This window comes from Escherichia sp. E4930, from assembly GCF_005845405.1.
In the GTDB taxonomy this organism is placed as follows: Bacteria; Pseudomonadota; Gammaproteobacteria; order Enterobacterales; family Enterobacteriaceae; genus Escherichia.
This window is the reverse complement of the sequence record NZ_VCDZ01000007.1, coordinates 424,795-441,395: the sequence shown is the minus strand read 5'-3', so window position 1 is coordinate 441,395 and position 16,601 is coordinate 424,795. Positions and strand designations below refer to the sequence as shown.

General features: G+C 50.4%; 17 protein-coding genes. 8 read left to right on the top strand and 9 right to left on the bottom strand.

All coding sequences use genetic code 11. The features are described from left to right. Positions 1–22 precede the first annotated feature (22 nt). Complete coding sequence (gene pmrD / locus FFT88_RS12300) at positions 23–289, top strand: signal transduction protein PmrD (RefSeq protein WP_130221928.1); 267 nt, start codon at positions 23–25, stop codon at positions 287–289. On the opposite strand, the gene arnF is transcribed toward pmrD, so the two are convergent. Genes arnF through arnB form a run of 7 tightly spaced genes read right to left on the bottom strand, consistent with a single transcriptional unit; the run spans position 283 to position 7,633 of the window. Further along, on the bottom strand, positions 283–669 hold the full coding sequence (arnF, locus tag FFT88_RS12295; protein WP_130221927.1) for a 4-amino-4-deoxy-L-arabinose-phosphoundecaprenol flippase subunit ArnF: 387 nt from the start codon (positions 667–669) through the stop codon (positions 283–285). The two genes, pmrD and arnF, sit on opposite strands and share 7 nt — an antisense overlap. Next, on the bottom strand, positions 669–1,004 hold the full coding sequence (gene arnE / locus FFT88_RS12290; protein WP_135404752.1) for a 4-amino-4-deoxy-L-arabinose-phosphoundecaprenol flippase subunit ArnE: 336 nt from the start codon (positions 1,002–1,004) through the stop codon (positions 669–671). The genes arnF and arnE overlap by 1 nt, the downstream gene beginning before the upstream one ends. Beyond that, positions 1,001–2,653, bottom strand: a complete 1,653-nt coding sequence (arnT, locus tag FFT88_RS12285) for a lipid IV(A) 4-amino-4-deoxy-L-arabinosyltransferase (protein WP_135404754.1) — start codon at positions 2,651–2,653, stop codon at positions 1,001–1,003. The genes arnE and arnT overlap by 4 nt, the downstream gene beginning before the upstream one ends. Further along, positions 2,650–3,543, bottom strand: a complete 894-nt coding sequence (gene arnD / locus FFT88_RS12280) for a 4-deoxy-4-formamido-L-arabinose-phosphoundecaprenol deformylase (RefSeq protein ID WP_130217006.1) — start codon at positions 3,541–3,543, stop codon at positions 2,650–2,652. The genes arnT and arnD overlap by 4 nt, the downstream gene beginning before the upstream one ends. Next, on the bottom strand, positions 3,540–5,522 hold the full coding sequence (arnA, locus tag FFT88_RS12275; protein WP_135404757.1) for a bifunctional UDP-4-amino-4-deoxy-L-arabinose formyltransferase/UDP-glucuronic acid oxidase ArnA: 1,983 nt from the start codon (positions 5,520–5,522) through the stop codon (positions 3,540–3,542). The genes arnD and arnA overlap by 4 nt, the downstream gene beginning before the upstream one ends. Then, complete coding sequence (arnC, locus tag FFT88_RS12270; RefSeq protein WP_135404759.1) at positions 5,522–6,490, bottom strand: undecaprenyl-phosphate 4-deoxy-4-formamido-L-arabinose transferase; 969 nt, start codon at positions 6,488–6,490, stop codon at positions 5,522–5,524. Before arnC ends, arnA begins: the two co-directional genes overlap by 1 nt. A 3-nt stretch (positions 6,491–6,493) precedes the next feature. Continuing rightward, positions 6,494–7,633 carry a UDP-4-amino-4-deoxy-L-arabinose aminotransferase gene (arnB, locus tag FFT88_RS12265; protein WP_135404762.1) on the bottom strand — a complete coding sequence of 380 codons (1,140 nt, stop codon included), beginning with the start codon at positions 7,631–7,633 and terminating at the stop codon, positions 6,494–6,496. A gap of 318 nt (positions 7,634–7,951) precedes the next feature. On the opposite strand from arnB, the gene ais reads away from it, so the two are divergent. Next, on the top strand, positions 7,952–8,554 hold the full coding sequence (ais, locus tag FFT88_RS12260; protein WP_130217014.1) for a lipopolysaccharide core heptose(II)-phosphate phosphatase Ais: 603 nt from the start codon (positions 7,952–7,954) through the stop codon (positions 8,552–8,554). Between the two features lie 38 nt (positions 8,555–8,592). Here the strand turns inward: ais and nudI are convergent, their stop codons facing one another. After that, positions 8,593–9,018: a nucleoside triphosphatase NudI gene (nudI, locus tag FFT88_RS12255; protein WP_135404765.1), complete on the bottom strand. Its 426-nt coding sequence runs from the start codon at positions 9,016–9,018 to the stop codon at positions 8,593–8,595. Between the two features lie 279 nt (positions 9,019–9,297). Here nudI and FFT88_RS12250 point away from each other — a divergent pair, with 279 nt between their 5' ends. The 6 genes from FFT88_RS12250 to yfaU all read left to right on the top strand — a co-directional run bounded on the left by FFT88_RS12250 (position 9,298) and on the right by yfaU (position 15,528). Then, a complete protein-coding gene (locus FFT88_RS12250) occupies positions 9,298–9,840 on the top strand; it encodes a YfaZ family outer membrane protein (RefSeq protein ID WP_135404766.1) in 543 nt (180 codons plus the stop codon). Positions 9,841–9,939: 99 nt separating this feature from the next. Continuing rightward, complete coding sequence (locus tag FFT88_RS12245; protein WP_135404769.1) at positions 9,940–11,142, top strand: nicotinamide mononucleotide deamidase-related protein YfaY; 1,203 nt, start codon at positions 9,940–9,942, stop codon at positions 11,140–11,142. Between the two features lie 217 nt (positions 11,143–11,359). Further along, positions 11,360–12,142 (top strand): IclR family transcriptional regulator, encoded by a 783-nt coding sequence (locus FFT88_RS12240; RefSeq protein WP_135404771.1) that lies wholly within the window; start codon positions 11,360–11,362, stop codon positions 12,140–12,142. 14 nt (positions 12,143–12,156) lie between these two features. Continuing rightward, positions 12,157–13,362 (top strand): L-rhamnonate dehydratase, encoded by a 1,206-nt coding sequence (rhmD, locus tag FFT88_RS12235; protein ID WP_000174592.1) that lies wholly within the window; start codon positions 12,157–12,159, stop codon positions 13,360–13,362. Positions 13,363–13,418: 56 nt separating this feature from the next. Beyond that, positions 13,419–14,708 (top strand): MFS transporter, encoded by a 1,290-nt coding sequence (locus FFT88_RS12230; protein ID WP_135404774.1) that lies wholly within the window; start codon positions 13,419–13,421, stop codon positions 14,706–14,708. A gap of 16 nt (positions 14,709–14,724) precedes the next feature. Continuing rightward, positions 14,725–15,528, top strand: coding sequence for a 2-keto-3-deoxy-L-rhamnonate aldolase (yfaU, locus tag FFT88_RS12225; RefSeq protein WP_135405191.1), 804 nt, complete (start codon positions 14,725–14,727; stop codon positions 15,526–15,528). A gap of 42 nt (positions 15,529–15,570) precedes the next feature. Here the strand turns inward: yfaU and FFT88_RS12220 are convergent, their stop codons facing one another. Further along, positions 15,571–16,497 (bottom strand): ISNCY family transposase, encoded by a 927-nt coding sequence (locus FFT88_RS12220; protein ID WP_135404777.1) that lies wholly within the window; start codon positions 16,495–16,497, stop codon positions 15,571–15,573. Positions 16,498–16,601: the final 104 nt, after the last annotated feature.

Here is a 16,601-nt window from a genome sequence, read left to right as displayed (position 1 = left end):
TCTTATCCGACAGGGAGGTGCAATGGAGTGGTTAGTAAAAAAGACGTGTTGCGGCGTGGCGAAAAATCGTCATGTATTGGTCCTTAGTGATACCAGTGGTGCTCTCAAAATGATTGCCGAAGTGTGCAATGATGTCATTGTTCAGCCAGGTGATTTACTCTCACCGCTACAGGATGCTATGTACTGTATTAACCGGGATACACAACGCACAATTAAAGTTATTGATGCCCGAAGCTACAGTGGCGAAGAGTGGGAGAATGTACGCAAAATGGCCAGAAGTCGTCAGTGATTTTTATTTCGAACTGGCAGGAAAATCAGCGTTAATCCACCCATAATACAGGCCACTCCAAGCAGTGCCTTCACAGAAAAAGTCCCTTCCCAGCCGGGAAGTACTATTGATGCAATCCATACCAGTACATAACTCACACTCAGCAAAGTATAGGCTTTGCTGAGTGTGAGTTGATGAAGTGTTTTGTACCAACAAAAAACGGAAAGCAGATAACCCAGTAGCCCGATCACCAGCATCCGGACATCCAGGCCAAAAGCCAAAAGCGCAGCGATAAAATCCCACAACTGCGTCATCGGCGGTAGATGACTTGCTGCAAAACCGAGGCTTAATTGCGCAGCAGAAGCAATAATGACGCTGAATAATCCCCACATCAGGCCCATTACACCGTGCTCCCCAAAATCACAATACCGCCAATAATGAAGGCCACCCCACACCAGTGACGAAAAGACACTGGTTCGTGCCACAGTTTTATCGCAGCCAGCGTCACCCAGACAAAATTCAGACTCAACATTGGGTAAGCAATGCCTACCGGTACGTTCTGCAATACCAGCAGCCAGAGCACCATTGCCACCCCCAGACACACCAATGCCAGCGCCAGCCACAGTGCAATATGTTTGCGCCGTTTACTGACCGCCACAAAGCGAGTTGCCTGTTTCTGGCAGAGCTGTCCGGCTACGCTAAGCAGGCTAGCAAAGACTAAAATCAGCCAGATCATTTGGGCCGATACTGAATGAGCACCAGACGCCCCTGATGATCGATAGCATCTGCAGGTGGAATGGCAAGGCTGTTGATATCCTCATCGCGGTCAATCGAAAGTACGAGAGTAATAATCCCCTCCTGACGATGTTGATTAAGCCAGTTGGCGAAATCATCACCGCTGACAAATCTGCCTTTCGCATCCGGGTAGTTAAGGCCATATTTCAACTCACCCGTCTGACGATACATGATGATGTCATTGCGTTGCAGACTCCATGCCAGACCTGCGGCAACGCCGACGCTATCAGTAAGAATATAGCGGCTCGGCTGAAGTGATTCTTGCGTCATCTCGACAAAAAATTGCGGATGTTTGCCTTCCATAATTCTGTCAGGAATCGCAATTCCCACGAGCAACGCCAGCCCCAACGGGCAAAGTGCCGCAAAAGGCCAGTTTTTTTCAATGTTCGTTAATGTGTACCAGCCGAAAAATGCCCATAGCGAAAAAATCGACCATGCGCAAAAGACTTTATAGATTTCGAAAGTTTGCCAGACTGGCGTGCTCATTGGTCCCCAGGGAGAGACAACAAACGTGGCAATAATGCCAGTAACGCCAAATGCGATGTTAATCCAGCCATTAATTCGCAACGCCAGAGGATTATTTTTTGCTGCCTGCAACGCGTAATACGCCATCAACATCGCTAAAGGTGCAAAGCAGGAGAGAATATAGGTGGGTAATTTACCTTTGGCGATGGAGAAAAACAGCAGTGGCATCACCGTCCAGCTCAACAAATAGACGATTGCGGAATGATTGCGGTTTTTCCAGCCAGTGCGCAGTGTGCCGGGGAGTAATCCCAGCCATGGCAGGCTACCGGCAATGATGACAGGCAAGTAGTACCAGAACGGGGCTTTATGTTGGGCATCAGCCATCGCAAAGCGTTGAATATGCTCAACCCAGAAAAAATAGTGCCAGAAGTCAGGCTCCCGTTGCGCTATTGCTAACCCCCAGGGGAGAACCGTCAGTACACAACTGATGATTGCCAGCCAGCCGTAAATAAAGAAATCTCTCCAGCGTTTTTGCATCGCCACCCACGGCAGCACGCTGAATACCGGCACGGCGAGGGCGAGAAAACCTTTGGTCATTACCCCCATACCGCAGGTGATTCCCAGCAGTAAAAATCCCGCGCTTTTGCCTTTCCACGTTTGCGCATCCATTGCCAACCAGAAGCTACACATTCCCGCCACCAGCCAGAATGCAATAAACGGATCGAGCACGGCGTAAGTGCCGATGGCGTAGACAATAAGCAGCGAGAGATAAATCACAGCGGCGAGTAGTGCCAGACGTTTATCGCGCCATAAGCGCAGAGTAAACCAGGTCACCAGCGCGGCGGTTAACAGGGTCGCAAAGATAACGCCTGCCCGAACACCAAAGTTATTCGCGCCAAATAGCCATTGCCCAATGCTGTTAATCCAGTATCCGGCAATCGGTTTTTCGAAATAACGTAGCCCTAACAGATGGGGCACAATCCAGTCGCCGGAAGCCAGCATTTCCCGACTGATTTCCGCATATCGTGTTTCATCAGGTTGCCAGAGCAGGCGATAATTAATCGGCAAGAGATAATAGACGGTAATAAACGCAAAGAATGCTGCGTAATAGCGAATGGATTTCATGGACGAGTTCCCGCAACTTGTTGGCAACCCAGCCAGCCTTCACGTCCAGCGATTCTTCCACGCACCACATGTCCGAGCGGCAACGTCTCCGGCAGCAGCTCGCCTAATGGACAAAACGTAATGCCTTCACGGGCGGCACGCTTCAGGAGATCAACAAAATCAGGATGATAAGCACAACCTTCAACTTCAGCATGGATGGTATAAACCGGCGTCCCTTTATCTCGCAGGATGCGATTGAGCAGCCAGCCATTAAAATCTTGCGCTTTCACATCCCGACCAATCACTTCATCCCAGGTGGGTAATGTCACCGGGATTTGCGCAGTGCCGGGTTTTCCTGATTCGAGCAAGGGACGAAACGGCATCGCCCCACGACAATCGCTGTTGTAACGCAAATGGAACGCTTCTTTTGCTTCGATCACCTGTTGGTCGGCACGCCAGCCAGCGGCAGCGGAGCAGGTTATCGGTTGGCCGATAATCTCTTCTAGGGTGCGAAGGCCGCGTGCAATATCGTCGACCATCGTTTGCCGATCCCAGTTGCCGCTATGGGCTTGCCAGGCGTGGTGATCCCAGGCGTGCAGGCCGACTTCGTGGTATTTAGCCGCTTCACGAATGATATCGGCATTGGCATGACCAATCTCTTTTCCTGGCCATGCCGTACCTGCCAGTAAAATATCCCAGCCATAAAGCGATGCCGCGTTTGAGCGCAGCATCTTCCACAAAAACTGTGGCTTCACCAGTCGCCAGAGATGGCGGCCCATATTGTCCGGGCCGACGCTGAAAAAAATGCTGGCCTGAATATTATACTTACTTAAGGTTTCCAGCAGACGTGGCACCCCTTCGCGGGTGCCACGAAAAGTATCGACATCAATACGTAAACCTACTTTGGTCATGATAACTTATCCGTAAGATCGACAGTGCGCAGGAAGAAATCCAGCGTTTCATCAATGGTTTCCTGCATATCAATTTTCGGTTCCCAGCCGAGGCAACGGCGGGCATTGCGGATGCTCGGTTTACGATGCTCTACGTCCTGATATCCTTTGCCGTAGTAACTGCTACTTTCGACAACGCGAAAGCCCGCAAACGGTGGGAAGTGATGGCGCAGCGGATGTTTTTCGAAGCTCGCCAGCAGCATCTCGCCGAGCTCTTCAATACTCGCTTCGTTATCAGGATTGCCAATGTTGATAATTTCGCCGTCGCAGCGATTTCCCGCATTTTCGATAATGCGGTATAACGCCTCGATACCATCCCGAATATCAGTAAAGCAGCGTTTTTGTTTTCCGCCATCAATCAGCTTAATCGGTGAACCTTCCACCAGATTGAGAATGAGTTGCGTAATCGCGCGTGAGCTACCAATTCGCGCCGCATTAAGGTTATCCAGTCGTGGCCCCATCCAGTTAAACGGGCGGAAGAGGGTGAACTGCAACCCCTCTTTTTCGCCATAGGCCCAGATGACCCGATCAAGTAATTGTTTTGACACCGAATAAATCCAGCGTGGTTTATTCACCGGGCCGACGATCAAATTAGAATGGTCTTCATCGAAGTATTTATCGCTACACATCCCATAAACTTCTGAAGTCGACGGGAAGATGATTCGCTTACGGTACTTCACGCAATAACGGATAATGCGCAGATTCTCTTCAAAATCGAGTTCAAATACGCGTAGCGGGTTGCGGGTATATTCAATCGGCGTGGCTATCGCCACCAGCGGCAACACGACATCACATTTTTTGACGTGATACTCAATCCATTCGGAATGAATGCTGATATCGCCTTCAACAAAATGGAAATGCGGATGATTCAGAAAACGGCTTATCGCGTCGCTGCCAATATCCAGACCGTAAACTTCATAGTGATCTTCGCGCAGCAGGCGTTCTGTCAAATGGTTACCGATAAAACCATTTACCCCGAGGATCAACACCCGGGTACGGCGTCGGGTGGCGCAGGCAGGCTGGCTATTCAAGCGTGAACCTTGCACCAGCCCCAGCGTCTGGGCTAATTGTGAGCCTTGCATGGTAATGCCGTCGCCCGCCTGTCCGGTGACGATTTCCAGCGCGCCATCGCCACAGGCAATCAGCAATGGCGCAACAGAAATCACGCTTCCCGGCTGTGCTACGGACGTATGAGGATGTACGCGTGACGACCAGACGGTAAATTTCTGATTACCAACATAGCTGAAGGCGCCAGGCCACGGATCGGCGACGGCGCGGACCATGTTATGCAATACGGCTGCCGGTTTGTGCCACTCGAGGAAGCTGTCTTCTGGTGTTCTGCGACCAAAACAGGTGGCTTCGTTCTCGCGTTGGGCTATTTCCAGAATCTTACCGTGTTTAATGGCGGGTAACGTCTGTTCCAGCAACTGACGCGCGGCATGGCACAATTTATGATGCAGCGTAATGGCGATATCATCTGGCGCAATGGCAACGCGCAGTTGGGCAACAATGGCCCCGGCATCGGCACGTTTAACCATTCGGTGCAATGTAACGCCCGTTTCCGTTTCACCGTTCACCAGCACCCAGTTCAGCGGCGCGCGACCACGATATTTTGGTAACAGCGAACCATGCAGATTAAATGCACCTGCGGGAGCGAGCTGTAAAATCTCATCGCTAATGAGATGGCGATAATAAAAAGAGAAAATCACCTCTGGTGACAGTTGGGCAATGCGTTCCACCCACAGCGGATGATTAATGTTATCCGGCGCGTAAACCGGAATGCCTCTTTCCGCCGCCAGGCGAGCGACTGAACCATAAAAAGCTTTTTCGCCAGGATTATCAGTATGGGTAAAAATGGCGCTAATTTCGTAACCGGCAGCCAGCAGGGCTTCAATACCGAGGCATCCCATATCGTGGTAGGCAAAAACGACGGTTTTCATTATTCATTTTCCTTGCTGGATGGACGGATAACTTGCTGAACAAAATAGCGGGGGCGGGCGCGGACATCGGTGTAGATCCTGCCAATATATTCACCGAGCAATCCCATGCCGATAAACTGAGCGCCAATAAAAGTAAACAGCACGGCAAATAGCATAAAGACGCCTTCCGCGGCCCATTGTGGTCCGAAGGTCAGGCGTAAAATCACCAGCAGTACCGCAATGCTGAAACCCCCAATCGCAATCACGCTGCCGAGAAGACTCAGCATACGTAGCGGTGTGGTCGTGAGGCAGGTCACCAGGTCGTACATCAAATTAATCAGGCGCATAAAGCTGTATTTAGATTCGCCATACTCACGCTCGGCATGATGTACCGGAATTTCAATGGCGCGGCGAGCGAAGATATTCGCCAGAATCGGGATAAAGGTGCTGCGTTCATGGCAGTGCAACATGGCATCGATAATATGACGGCGATAGGCGCGTAACATACAGCCATAGTCGCCCATCGCTTTGCCGGTGGTGCGCTGAATAAGTCGGTTAATCATCTTCGAAGCGGTTTTACGAAACCAGGTATCCTGGCGATTCTGGCGCACAGTACCCACTACGTCGTAACCTTCATCGGCTTTTTCTACCAGACGGGGGATCTCCTCTGGCGGATTCTGGAGATCGGCATCGAGGGTAATAATTAAGTCGCCGGTAACGTGGCTGAAACCTGCCATGATCGCCGAATGCTGTCCGTAATTACGATTAAGCAAAATAGACACGATGTGGCTGCCCTCTGCTTGTGAGGCATCGACGAGCATTTGTGCGGAATTATCGCTACTGCCGTCATCAATCAGCAGGATCTCATACTCTTTCTCCAGCGTTTCGCAGGCTGCGGTGGTGCGCCTGATTAATTCCGGTAAGCTTTCCTGCTCGTTATAAACGGGAATAACCACCGAGACTTTCTTAACAGGGTGGATTTCAAACATGGCTTATTGTCCTGCGAGTTGCTGAAGGGCAGCGATGACGCGGTCGGCATCGGCGGTGGTCATATCTGGAAAAAGCGGCAACGAACAGATGCGTTCACTGTTCCATTCGGTATTCGGTAACGACAGCGTGGGAAAACGCTCGCGATAATATTTTTGCGTGTGAGCAGCGCGGAAATGTAACCCGGTGCCAATGCCTCTTTCTTTTAACGCTTCCATCAACGCATCGCGACTGATACCACAACGTTGTTCATCGACACGAATAATAAACAGATGCCAGGCGTGAACGTGCGGCCAGGCGGGAAGGCTTAATGGCTGAAAGGGGAGAGCTGCCAGTGCTTGCTGATATTGCAGGGCAATTTCCCGACGACGGGTGTTGAGTTGCTCTAATTTTGCTAACTGTGTCAGGGCAATCGCGGCGTTAATATCGGTCAGATTGTACTTATAGCCCGGCGTTAATACTTCTGCCTGCGGTGCGCGGCCCCAGGTTTGCCTGTCATATGCATCGACACCCAGACCGTGAAATTTCAGCATCCGTAGCTGGCGGGCGAGGTTTTCATTATCAGTAACAATCAGGCCGCCTTCTGCACAGGTAATATTTTTGATGGCGTGAAACGAAAAAATAGCGGTACCTTTCGCGCCAATATGTCGACCTTTGTAATGCGTACCGACGGCATGGGCGGCATCTTCGATAACTGCGATGCCGTAACGTTCGCCAATGGCGCGAATGGCGTCAATATCTGCTGGCGCACCGGCATAATGCACTGGAATGATGGCTTTGGTACGCGGCGTAATGGCTGCTTCGATCGCTTCAGGCGTGACCATCAGCATATCGCTGTCGACATCTACCATTACCGGCGTAGCGCCCAACAAAGAAATCATATTGAGGGTTGATACCCAGGTCAGAGAAGGCGTGATCACTTCATCGCCAGCACCTATCTCCAGCGCCATCAGCGTAATATGCATTCCGGCTGTGGCTGAACTGACCGCGATGGCATGTTGATTTCCCGTCAACTGGCAAAAGGCTTGTTCAAGCGCCTGATTCTTCGGACCTGTGGTGATCCATCCAGATTCGAGAACATCTTTAACCGCAGAGAGTTCTTCCACACCCATTGCCGGACGTGAAAAGGGCAAAAAATCTGACATTATTATTCCTTCGGCCATTGAATACTTTTCCCATCTATTCACTAATATTTGTTATAGGGAGCGTTATATGTATTTTGCCATTTGGAGTGAAATTCTAAGGGTAGAATATTAATTTAACCTTAAGGAACTAATATAGTACTTACATATTATTTTTTTTCGTTTTTTTAGCTTATTCGGGCTTTTCATTTGACAAGATTTAAGGCATTTTGCGTGCATCGTAATGTTTTAATACTATCCCCAGCCCCTATTTGCCGGTGAAAATGTTATTTGTTTTCACGGTCATTTAGCTGGCTACGCGTGTCTATAGGTGGAGCTTAGGTGTTAGCTTTTTGTCGGACTTCGATGAAGTCTAAAAAATATATCTTCATTTTACTGGTGCTTGCTGTAATTGCCGGGTTGGGTAGTCATGCTGCCTGGAGTAGCAATGGGTTGCCACGAATCGACAATAAAACGTTGGCCAGGCTGGCGCAGCAGCACCCGGTGGTGGTTCTGTTTCGCCATGGAGAACGCTGCGATCGTTCCTCCAATCAATGCTTGTCAGACAAAACAGGTATTACGGTAAATGGCTCTCAGGATGCGCGTGAACTGGGCAAAGCCTTCAGCGCAGATATCCCTGATTTCGATCTTTATTCCAGTAATACCGTTCGGACTATTCAGTCGGCAACCTGGTTTTCTGCGGGCAAAAAACTGACGGTAGATAAACGACTGTTACAATGTGGTAATGAGATTTATAGCGCAATTAAAGACTTACAAAGTAAAGCGCCTGATAAAAATATTGTTATCTTCACCCACAACCACTGTCTGACGTATATCGCGAAAGATAAACGTAACGTGACATTTAAACCAGATTATCTGGATGGACTGGTGATGCATGTGGAAAACGGTAAAGTTTTACTGGATGGGGAATTTGTCAATCACTGATCTTTGAATCTGACAGCCAGTAATGGCTGTCATCACTATCACAGAAGACCCTTCAAACGTAATGTTTTCTGGGTAGCAACATTCAAATCGTATTGCGCCAGATCTTCTGGTTTTACCCACGCGTATTCCTGAAACTCTTTGTTTATTTTCACTTCACGGTTGGCAGAAACGCAGTCAAAGATCAGGTAAATCATATAAATCTCTTCCTTACGACCATCTGCATACGTCTTAGTACGAATGTCATCGCTGAAAGTCCACGGAGTGATGTCAGTAAGAATCAGTTGCTCGCCTAACTCTTCTCTGATTTCACGGCGTAATGCTTCTTCAATACGTTCGCCAGGTTCCACGCCACCACCCGAAAGCGCCCATTGACCCGGGAAAACGCCGCGATCGTCAGCCATTTTGCATAGCAGATAAGCACCATCATTTTGAATCAAAGGGCAAACAATAGTCCGTTGTCGCACAGGGATGTTCCTTATAATCGAAAATAAACCAAGAGAATACGGCAACTCAGAAATATGCGAAAGTGACATTAGTCTCTTTTGCGATGATAACTGCGCTGATTATTATTTTGGTTTATAACGTAAATCATGTTTATTTTTTCGGCGTTAAATTATTTGAGAAGTATTTAGTTACAATAAGTTAGCAGATCACTTTTTTCGCGCATTGAATCCTCTGCGTCAGGCAGTACAATCCCGCAGCTTTGGGGAATGTTGATTATCTTCTTGCGGAAAAAGGTAAAAATGAAAAAATTTGCGCTACCAGTTCTGGCTGGAATGCTGTTGGTTTCTGCATCGGCAAATGCGATAAGCATCAGCGGCCAGGCAGGTAAGGAATACACCAATATTGGCGTCGGTTTCGGGACCGAGTCTACGGGACTGGCGTTAAGCGGTAACTGGACACATAACGACGACGACGGTGATGTCGCGGGCGTGGGGCTGGGCCTGAATCTTCCTCTGGGGCCGTTAATGGCAACTGTAGGTGGGAAAGGTGTTTATACCAATCCGAATTACGGCGATGAAGGTTATGCGGCGGCAGTCGGTGGTGGTTTACAGTGGCAAATTGGTGACAGCTTCCGTCTGTTTGGCGAGTATTATTACTCTCCGGATTCGCTCTCCAGCGGTATTCAAAGTTATGAAGAAGCGAATGCTGGCGCGCGTTACACCATTATGCGTCCAGTCAGTATTGAGGCAGGCTACCGTTACCTGAACCTGTCTGGGAAAGATGGCGACCGCGATAATGCCGTGGCTGACGGCCCTTATGTCGGGGTTAACGCCAGCTTCTGATACCTTCCGGCGCGGCGTTCTGTCGCGCCTTTCAGTTTCTTACTACGCCTTATCTCCCTTTGCGTTATAGTGATTCGATAACAAAAGCAGGAGATAACCATGTTAAAAGTGGAAATGCTATCCACCGGGGATGAGGTGTTACACGGGCAAATCGTTGACACGAATGCAGCCTGGCTGGCCGACTTTTTCTTTCATCAGGGCTTGCCGCTATCTCGCCGTAATACGGTAGGCGATAACCTTGAAGATTTAGTCACCATTCTTCGAGAGCGCAGTCAGCACGCCGATGTGCTGATCGTCAACGGCGGACTGGGGCCAACCAGCGATGATTTAAGCGCGCTCGCTGCTGCGACAGCAAAAGGTGAAGGTCTGGTGCTACATGAAGCCTGGCTTAAAGAGATGGAACGCTATTTCCACGAACGTGGACGAGTAATGGCACCGAGCAACCGTAAACAAGCGGAGCTGCCTGCCAGTGCTGAATTTATCAATAACCCGGTAGGCACCGCCTGTGGTTTTGCCGTGCAGCTTAATCGTTGCCTGATGTTCTTTACCCCCGGCGTACCGTCAGAATTTAAGGTGATGGTCGAGCACGAAATCCTGCCGCGCCTGCGTGAGCGTTTTTCTTTACCGCAGCCGCCGGTTTGCCTGCGTTTGACTACCTTTGGTCGTTCGGAAAGCGATCTGGCACAAAGCCTGGACACTCTACAACTGCCGCCGGGCGTAACAATGGGCTATCGCTCCTCAATGCCGATAATTGAACTGAAGCTGACCGGACCGGCAAGCGAGCAACAGGCGATGGAAAAACTGTGGCTGGACGTTAAACGTGTTGCCGGACAGAGCGTGATTTTCGAAGGCACCGAAGGACTGCCAGCGCAGATCAGTCGCGAATTGCAAAACCGCCAGTTCAGTCTGACGTTGAGCGAGCAATTCACTGGTGGTTTATTGGCTTTGCAACTTTCTCGCGCAGGTGCGCCATTGCTGGCGTGTGAAGTGGTTCCTTCACAGGAAGAGACTCTGGCACAAACCGCGCACTGGATCACAGAGCGGCGGGCCAACCATTTTGCCGGGCTGGCACTGGCTGTTTCAGGTTTCGAGAACGAACATCTCAACTTTGCGCTAGCCACGCCGGACGGCACTTATGCTCTGCGCGTACATTTCAGCGCCACGCGTTACAGTCTGGCTATTCGTCAGGAAGTGTGTGCAATGATGGCGCTTAATATGCTGCGCCGTTGGCTGAACGGTCAGGACATCGCCAGCGAGCATGGCTGGATTGAGGTTGTTGAGTCCATGACCTTATCCGTCTGATTCAGTCACGCTGTGCCGGTTTACTGCACCGGCACATTCCCCTCCCGCAAATTTGTCCAACCGGTTGTACTCAATAAGAAAAAATCCGTGCGCTGATTCACAAAATTGTGCGTAATGTCTCCAGTCCGCTGGACGAGGAGCGGGATTTGATGCGCTTCACAATTTTACTCACCCTGAGCGACGAGACTGATTCCAGTATCTAAGACTGGAGTCCAGTATGTTGGAATCAAGCAAAGTACCCGCCCTGACACGGGCTATTGATATTCTCAATCTGATTGCCCGCATTGGCCCCTGTAGTGCTGCAACGATCATCGACACATTGGGGATCCCGAAAAGTACGGCCTATTTGCTGCTTAATGAACTCAGGCGTCAGCGTTTTCTTAGCCTTGATCACCAGGAAAATTTTTGTTTGTGGACCAAGCTGGTGGAGCTTTCCGGTCATGCGTTAAGCAAGATGGATCTCCGGGAACTGGCTCGACCGCGTTTGACGCAACTGATGGATACCACCGGGCTGTTATGTCACCTGGGGATTATTGATAACGGCAGCGCTTATTACATTTTGAAAGTGGAGTCATCAGCCACTATCAGCGTGCGTTCACATGAAGGAAAAAGCCTTTCGCTTTATCGCTCCGGAATAGGTAAATGCCTGCTTGCCTGGCAACCTGCAACTGTACAGCAAAGTATTATCGAAGGGCTGGTCTGGGAGCAGGCGACACCCACAACGATTACTCATCCACAGCAACTTCACGAAGAACTGGCGCGTATTCGCCGTCAGGGATGGAGCTATGACAACGGCGAAGATTACGCCGATGTCCGTTGTGTCGCTGCGCCGGTGTTTAACGCCAATAACGAGCTTACCGCTGCGATCTCGGTGGTCGGTACCCGCTTACAAATCAATGAAGAATACCGTGATTATCTGGCGGGCAAGGCCATTGCCTGCGCCAGGGATATTTCACGTCTGTTGGGATGGAAAAGTCCCTTTGACTTACAAGCCTCATAACAATGGAGAACATCATGACCCTACCAAAAATTAAACAGGTTCGCGCCTGGTTTACTGGCGGTGCGACAGCAGAAAAAGGCGCTGGCGGCGGTGATTATCACGACCAGGGGGCGAATCACTGGATAGACGATCATATTGCCACCCCGATGAGTAAATACCGCGATTACGAGCAGTCACGCCAGTCATTTGGCATTAACGTTCTTGGCACGTTGGTTGTTGAAGTCGAAGCAGAAAACGGCCAGACCGGATTCGCTGTTTCGACAGCCGGTGAAATGGGCTGTTTTATCGTCGAAAAACACCTTAACCGTTTCATTGAGGGTAAATGTGTCAGTGATATCAAACTGATCCACGATCAAATGCTCAATGCCACCCTGTATTACTCCGGCTCTGGTGGCCTGGTGATGAATACGATTTCCTGTGTCGATCTGGCTCTGTGGGATCTGTTCGGCAAAGTGGTCGGGCTTCCGGTTTATAAACTTTTAGGCGGCGCTGTTCGTGATGAGATTCAGTTCTACGCCACAGGTGCGCGTCCGGATCTGGCAAAAGAGATGGGCTTTATCGGTGGCAAAATGCCGACGCACTGGGGGCCACATGATGGCGATGCGGGGATCCGCAAAGATGCCGCTATGGTCGCGGATATGCGTGAAAAATGCGGTGAGGATTTCTGGTTAATGCTCGACTGCTGGATGAGTCAGGACGTGAACTATGCCACCAAACTGGCCCACGCTTGCGCGCCCTATAACCTGAAATGGATCGAAGAGTGCCTGCCGCCACAGCAGTATGAAGGTTATCGCGAACTGAAACGCAACGCGCCAGTCGGAATGATGGTCACCAGCGGTGAGCACCACGGCACACTGCAATCTTTTCGTACGCTTTCAGAAACCGGTATCGACATCATGCAGCCGGATGTTGGCTGGTGCGGTGGCTTAACCACGCTGGTGGAAATTGCCGCAATCGCCAAATCCAGGGGGCAACTGGTGGTGCCGCACGGTTCGTCTGTTTACTCCCACCATGCGGTGATCACCTTCACCAATACGCCATTCAGCGAATTCCTGATGACCAGTCCGGATTGTTCAACGATGCGTCCGCAGTTTGACCCGATTCTGCTCAATGAGCCGGTTCCGGTGAATGGTCGTATTCATAAATCAGTGCTTGATAAACCCGGTTTTGGCGTCGAACTCAATCGTGACTGCAATTTGAAACGCCCCTACAGCCACTAATCACTCCGGGCGTTGCTGTGACAACGGTAACGCCCACATATTCTAAGGAGCTTTTTATGAGCACCGCTTTGCTTGACGCCGTGGTGAAGAAAAACCGTGTGCGTTTAATTCCGTTTATGTTGGCGCTGTATGTGCTGGCGTTTCTCGACCGTTCGAATATCGGTTTTGCCAAACAGACCTACCAGATTGATACCGGGCTGAGTAATGAAGCTTATGCGCTGGGAGCAGGCATTTTCTTTGTGGTATACGCGTTTCTGGGTGTTCCGGCGAATCTTTTGATGCGAAAACTGGGGGCCAGAACCTGGATTGGTACGACAACACTGCTGTGGGGATTTCTTTCGGCAGCCATGGCATGGGCCGATACTGAAGCGAAATTTCTGATCGTTCGCACACTGCTTGGTGCTGCGGAGGCTGGGTTTTTCCCTGGTATGATTTATCTCACTTCGCAATGGTTTCCGCAGCGTAATCGCGCCAGCATTATGGGGCTGTTCTATATGGGCGCACCGCTGGCGTTAACTCTGGGATCACCGCTTTCTGGCGCGCTGCTGGAGATGCATGGATTTATGGGGCATCCCGGCTGGTTCTGGATGTTTGTGATTGAAGGATTGCTGGCAGTCGGCGCTGGGGTATTCACATTCTTTTGGCTTGATGACACACCGGAGCAGGCACGTTTTCTGAGTAAACAAGAAAAAACGTTGCTTATCAATCAACTGGCAAGTGAAGAACAACAGAAAGTGACTTCTCGACTGAGCGATGCGCTGCGTAATGGCCGAGTCTGGCAACTGGCGATTATCTACCTGACCATTCAGGTGGCGGTTTACGGATTAATTTTCTTCCTGCCGACACAGGTTGCTGCATTGCTGGGGACAAAAGTGGGCTTTACGGCGTCGGTGGTCACCGCCATTCCGTGGGTTGCGGCCTTGTTTGGAACCTGGCTTATTCCGCGCTATTCCGATAAAACCGGCGAACGGCGTAATGTCGCAGCGCTGACATTGCTGGCCGCGGGCATTGGTATTGGCCTTTCCGGGCTACTTTCGCCAGTACTGGCAATCGTTGCGCTATGTGTTGCAGCAATAGGGTTTATTGCCGTGCAGCCGGTGTTCTGGACTATGCCGACACAACTGCTTTCTGGTACGGCGCTGGCGGCGGGGATTGGTTTTGTTAACCTGTTTGGCGCAGTGGGCGGATTTATCGCCCCGATCCTGCGCGTAAGAGCAGAAACCTTGTTTGCCAGCGATGCGGCAGGATTGCTGACGCTGGCTGCGGTGGCGGTCGTCGGCTCGCTGATTATTTTCACTCTACGTGTAAGTCGCTCAGTTGTGCAGACTAACGTGGCACATCACTAATAGGTTAAGGAATATGATGAACGCATTATTAACCAATCCCTTCAAAGAACGCTTACACAAAGGTGAAGTGCAAATTGGTCTATGGTTAAGCTCAACGACTGCCTATATGGCAGAAATCGCCGCTACTTCCGGTTATGACTGGTTGCTGATTGACGGAGAGCACGCGCCAAATACCATTCAGGATCTTTATCACCAGTTACAGGCGATAGCGCCCTATGCCAGCCAACCCGTGATCCGCCCGGTGGAGGGGAGTAAGTCGCTGATTAAACAAGTACTGGATATTGGCGCTCAAACCCTACTGATCCCGATGGTCGATACTGCCGAACAGGCACGTCAGGTGGTGTCTGCTACCCGATATCCACCCTACGGTGAGCGTGGTGTCGGGGCCAGTGTAGCTCGTGCTGCTCGCTGGGGACGCATTGAGAATTACATGGCGCAAGTCAACGACTCGCTTTGTCTGTTGGTGCAGGTGGAAAGTAAAACGGCACTGGATAACCTGGACGAAATCCTCGAAGTCGAAGGGATTGATGGCGTATTTATTGGGCCTGCGGATCTCTCAGCGTCGTTGGGGTATCCGGATAACGCCGGCCACCCGGAAGTACAGCGTATTATTGAAGCAAGCATTCGGCGGATCCGCGCTGCGGGTAAAGCGGCTGGTTTTCTGGCTGTGGCTCCTGATATGGCGCAGCAATGCCTGGCGTGGGGAGCGAACTTTGTCGCTGTTGGCGTTGACACGATGCTCTATAGCGATGCCCTGGATCAACGACTGGCGATATTTAAATCAGGCAAAAATGGGCCACGCATAAAAGGTAGTTATTGATATCAAAGGCCCATAGGGATTACCTGTGGGCCGGTATGTTAGTTAGTGGTTTTTCGCTGTCAGATCGGCTTCGTTTAGCTGGGTAGTTGCGAGTACCAGGTCACGATCGATGCCCTGTTCCAGCATTCGCAAGGCAATTTTAATGGCTTGTTCATGCATGCCTTCCTGCAAACCTTCTAATTTACCCTCCTGCCAGCCAATCTGGTGTCCTTCCTGCCGCAGCCGTTCAGCAATAGTCATTAATCTCTCCTTTTGTAGTGGTGAACGTTCGGCAATTTCCTCAATAAAGCGGGTGAAACGGGAGGTATCGCCGCATTGCAGTAGATAATTAAACAGCGTTTGCACCTGGCTGTCATTAGTGAAGCCCCTAACCAAAAGCGTGGTGATCCTGTCGACCAGACCGATTAAATCGCGCTCGCGAATATGCTTTTGAATCAGTTCCAGCAGAGCTATACGCCGATGTTGCATGATCTCATCGTCAGGTACGATGGTGATATCCACCAACGGAAAAGCTTCGGTGTACAACTGCCGGGCAAGTTGCGGATCGTCAAACTCATCCAGCCAGTTGAGTGAGTACGGGTAGGGCGAGGTTTCGCCATGATAAAACAGCAACGGCACCACCAGCGGGACTCTGTCATAGCCTTTGTCCAGATGGCGCTGCATGACGGCAGTGGCATAACGCATCAGTCGAAAGGCCATGTTTTTTTCCGCAGTACTCTGATGCTCAATCACGCAGTAGATATAACCTTCGCCGTCGGTGGTTTCTACCGACCACAAAACATCCGAGTAGTAAGCGCGTAAACTTTTTTCAATAAAACTGGTGGGTTCCAGGCGTAAGGTTTGCAGGTTGCAAAGCTTACGTAGCGGTTCTGGCAGGTGTATTTCCAGAAAATCCCGTGCGGTTTCGGGCGAGAACATAAACGTTTTAAACACCGCATCATGCGGGGAGGATGTTGTTGATTCGGTCATGGTTGTCCGTCACCTGATATTTATGATGACGCGACATTACGGTTATCCTAGGCCTTTGACATCTGCCAGTTTTAGCCTTTGCGAGACGTTTTCATAAGTATTTT

Bases quoted from the DNA above. Each gene is read 5' to 3' on its own strand.
- pmrD (WP_130221928.1), top strand. From the start codon at position 23: ATGGAGTGGTTAGTAAAAAAGACGTGTTGCGGCGTGGCGAAAAATCGT.
- arnF (WP_130221927.1), bottom strand. From the start codon at position 669: ATGGGCCTGATGTGGGGATTATTCAGCGTCATTATTGCTTCTGCTGCG.
- arnE (WP_135404752.1), bottom strand. From the start codon at position 1,004: ATGATCTGGCTGATTTTAGTCTTTGCTAGCCTGCTTAGCGTAGCCGGA.
- arnT (WP_135404754.1), bottom strand. From the start codon at position 2,653: ATGAAATCCATTCGCTATTACGCAGCATTCTTTGCGTTTATTACCGTC.
- arnD (WP_130217006.1), bottom strand. From the start codon at position 3,543: ATGACCAAAGTAGGTTTACGTATTGATGTCGATACTTTTCGTGGCACC.
- arnA (WP_135404757.1), bottom strand. From the start codon at position 5,522: ATGAAAACCGTCGTTTTTGCCTACCACGATATGGGATGCCTCGGTATT.
- arnC (WP_135404759.1), bottom strand. From the start codon at position 6,490: ATGTTTGAAATCCACCCTGTTAAGAAAGTCTCGGTGGTTATTCCCGTT.
- arnB (WP_135404762.1), bottom strand. From the start codon at position 7,633: ATGTCAGATTTTTTGCCCTTTTCACGTCCGGCAATGGGTGTGGAAGAA.
- FFT88_RS12250 (WP_135404766.1), top strand. From the start codon at position 9,298: ATGAAAAAATTTGCGCTACCAGTTCTGGCTGGAATGCTGTTGGTTTCT.
- FFT88_RS12245 (WP_135404769.1), top strand. From the start codon at position 9,940: ATGTTAAAAGTGGAAATGCTATCCACCGGGGATGAGGTGTTACACGGG.
- FFT88_RS12240 (WP_135404771.1), top strand. From the start codon at position 11,360: ATGTTGGAATCAAGCAAAGTACCCGCCCTGACACGGGCTATTGATATT.
- rhmD (WP_000174592.1), top strand. From the start codon at position 12,157: ATGACCCTACCAAAAATTAAACAGGTTCGCGCCTGGTTTACTGGCGGT.
- FFT88_RS12230 (WP_135404774.1), top strand. From the start codon at position 13,419: ATGAGCACCGCTTTGCTTGACGCCGTGGTGAAGAAAAACCGTGTGCGT.
- yfaU (WP_135405191.1), top strand. From the start codon at position 14,725: ATGAACGCATTATTAACCAATCCCTTCAAAGAACGCTTACACAAAGGT.
- FFT88_RS12220 (WP_135404777.1), bottom strand. From the start codon at position 16,497: ATGACCGAATCAACAACATCCTCCCCGCATGATGCGGTGTTTAAAACG.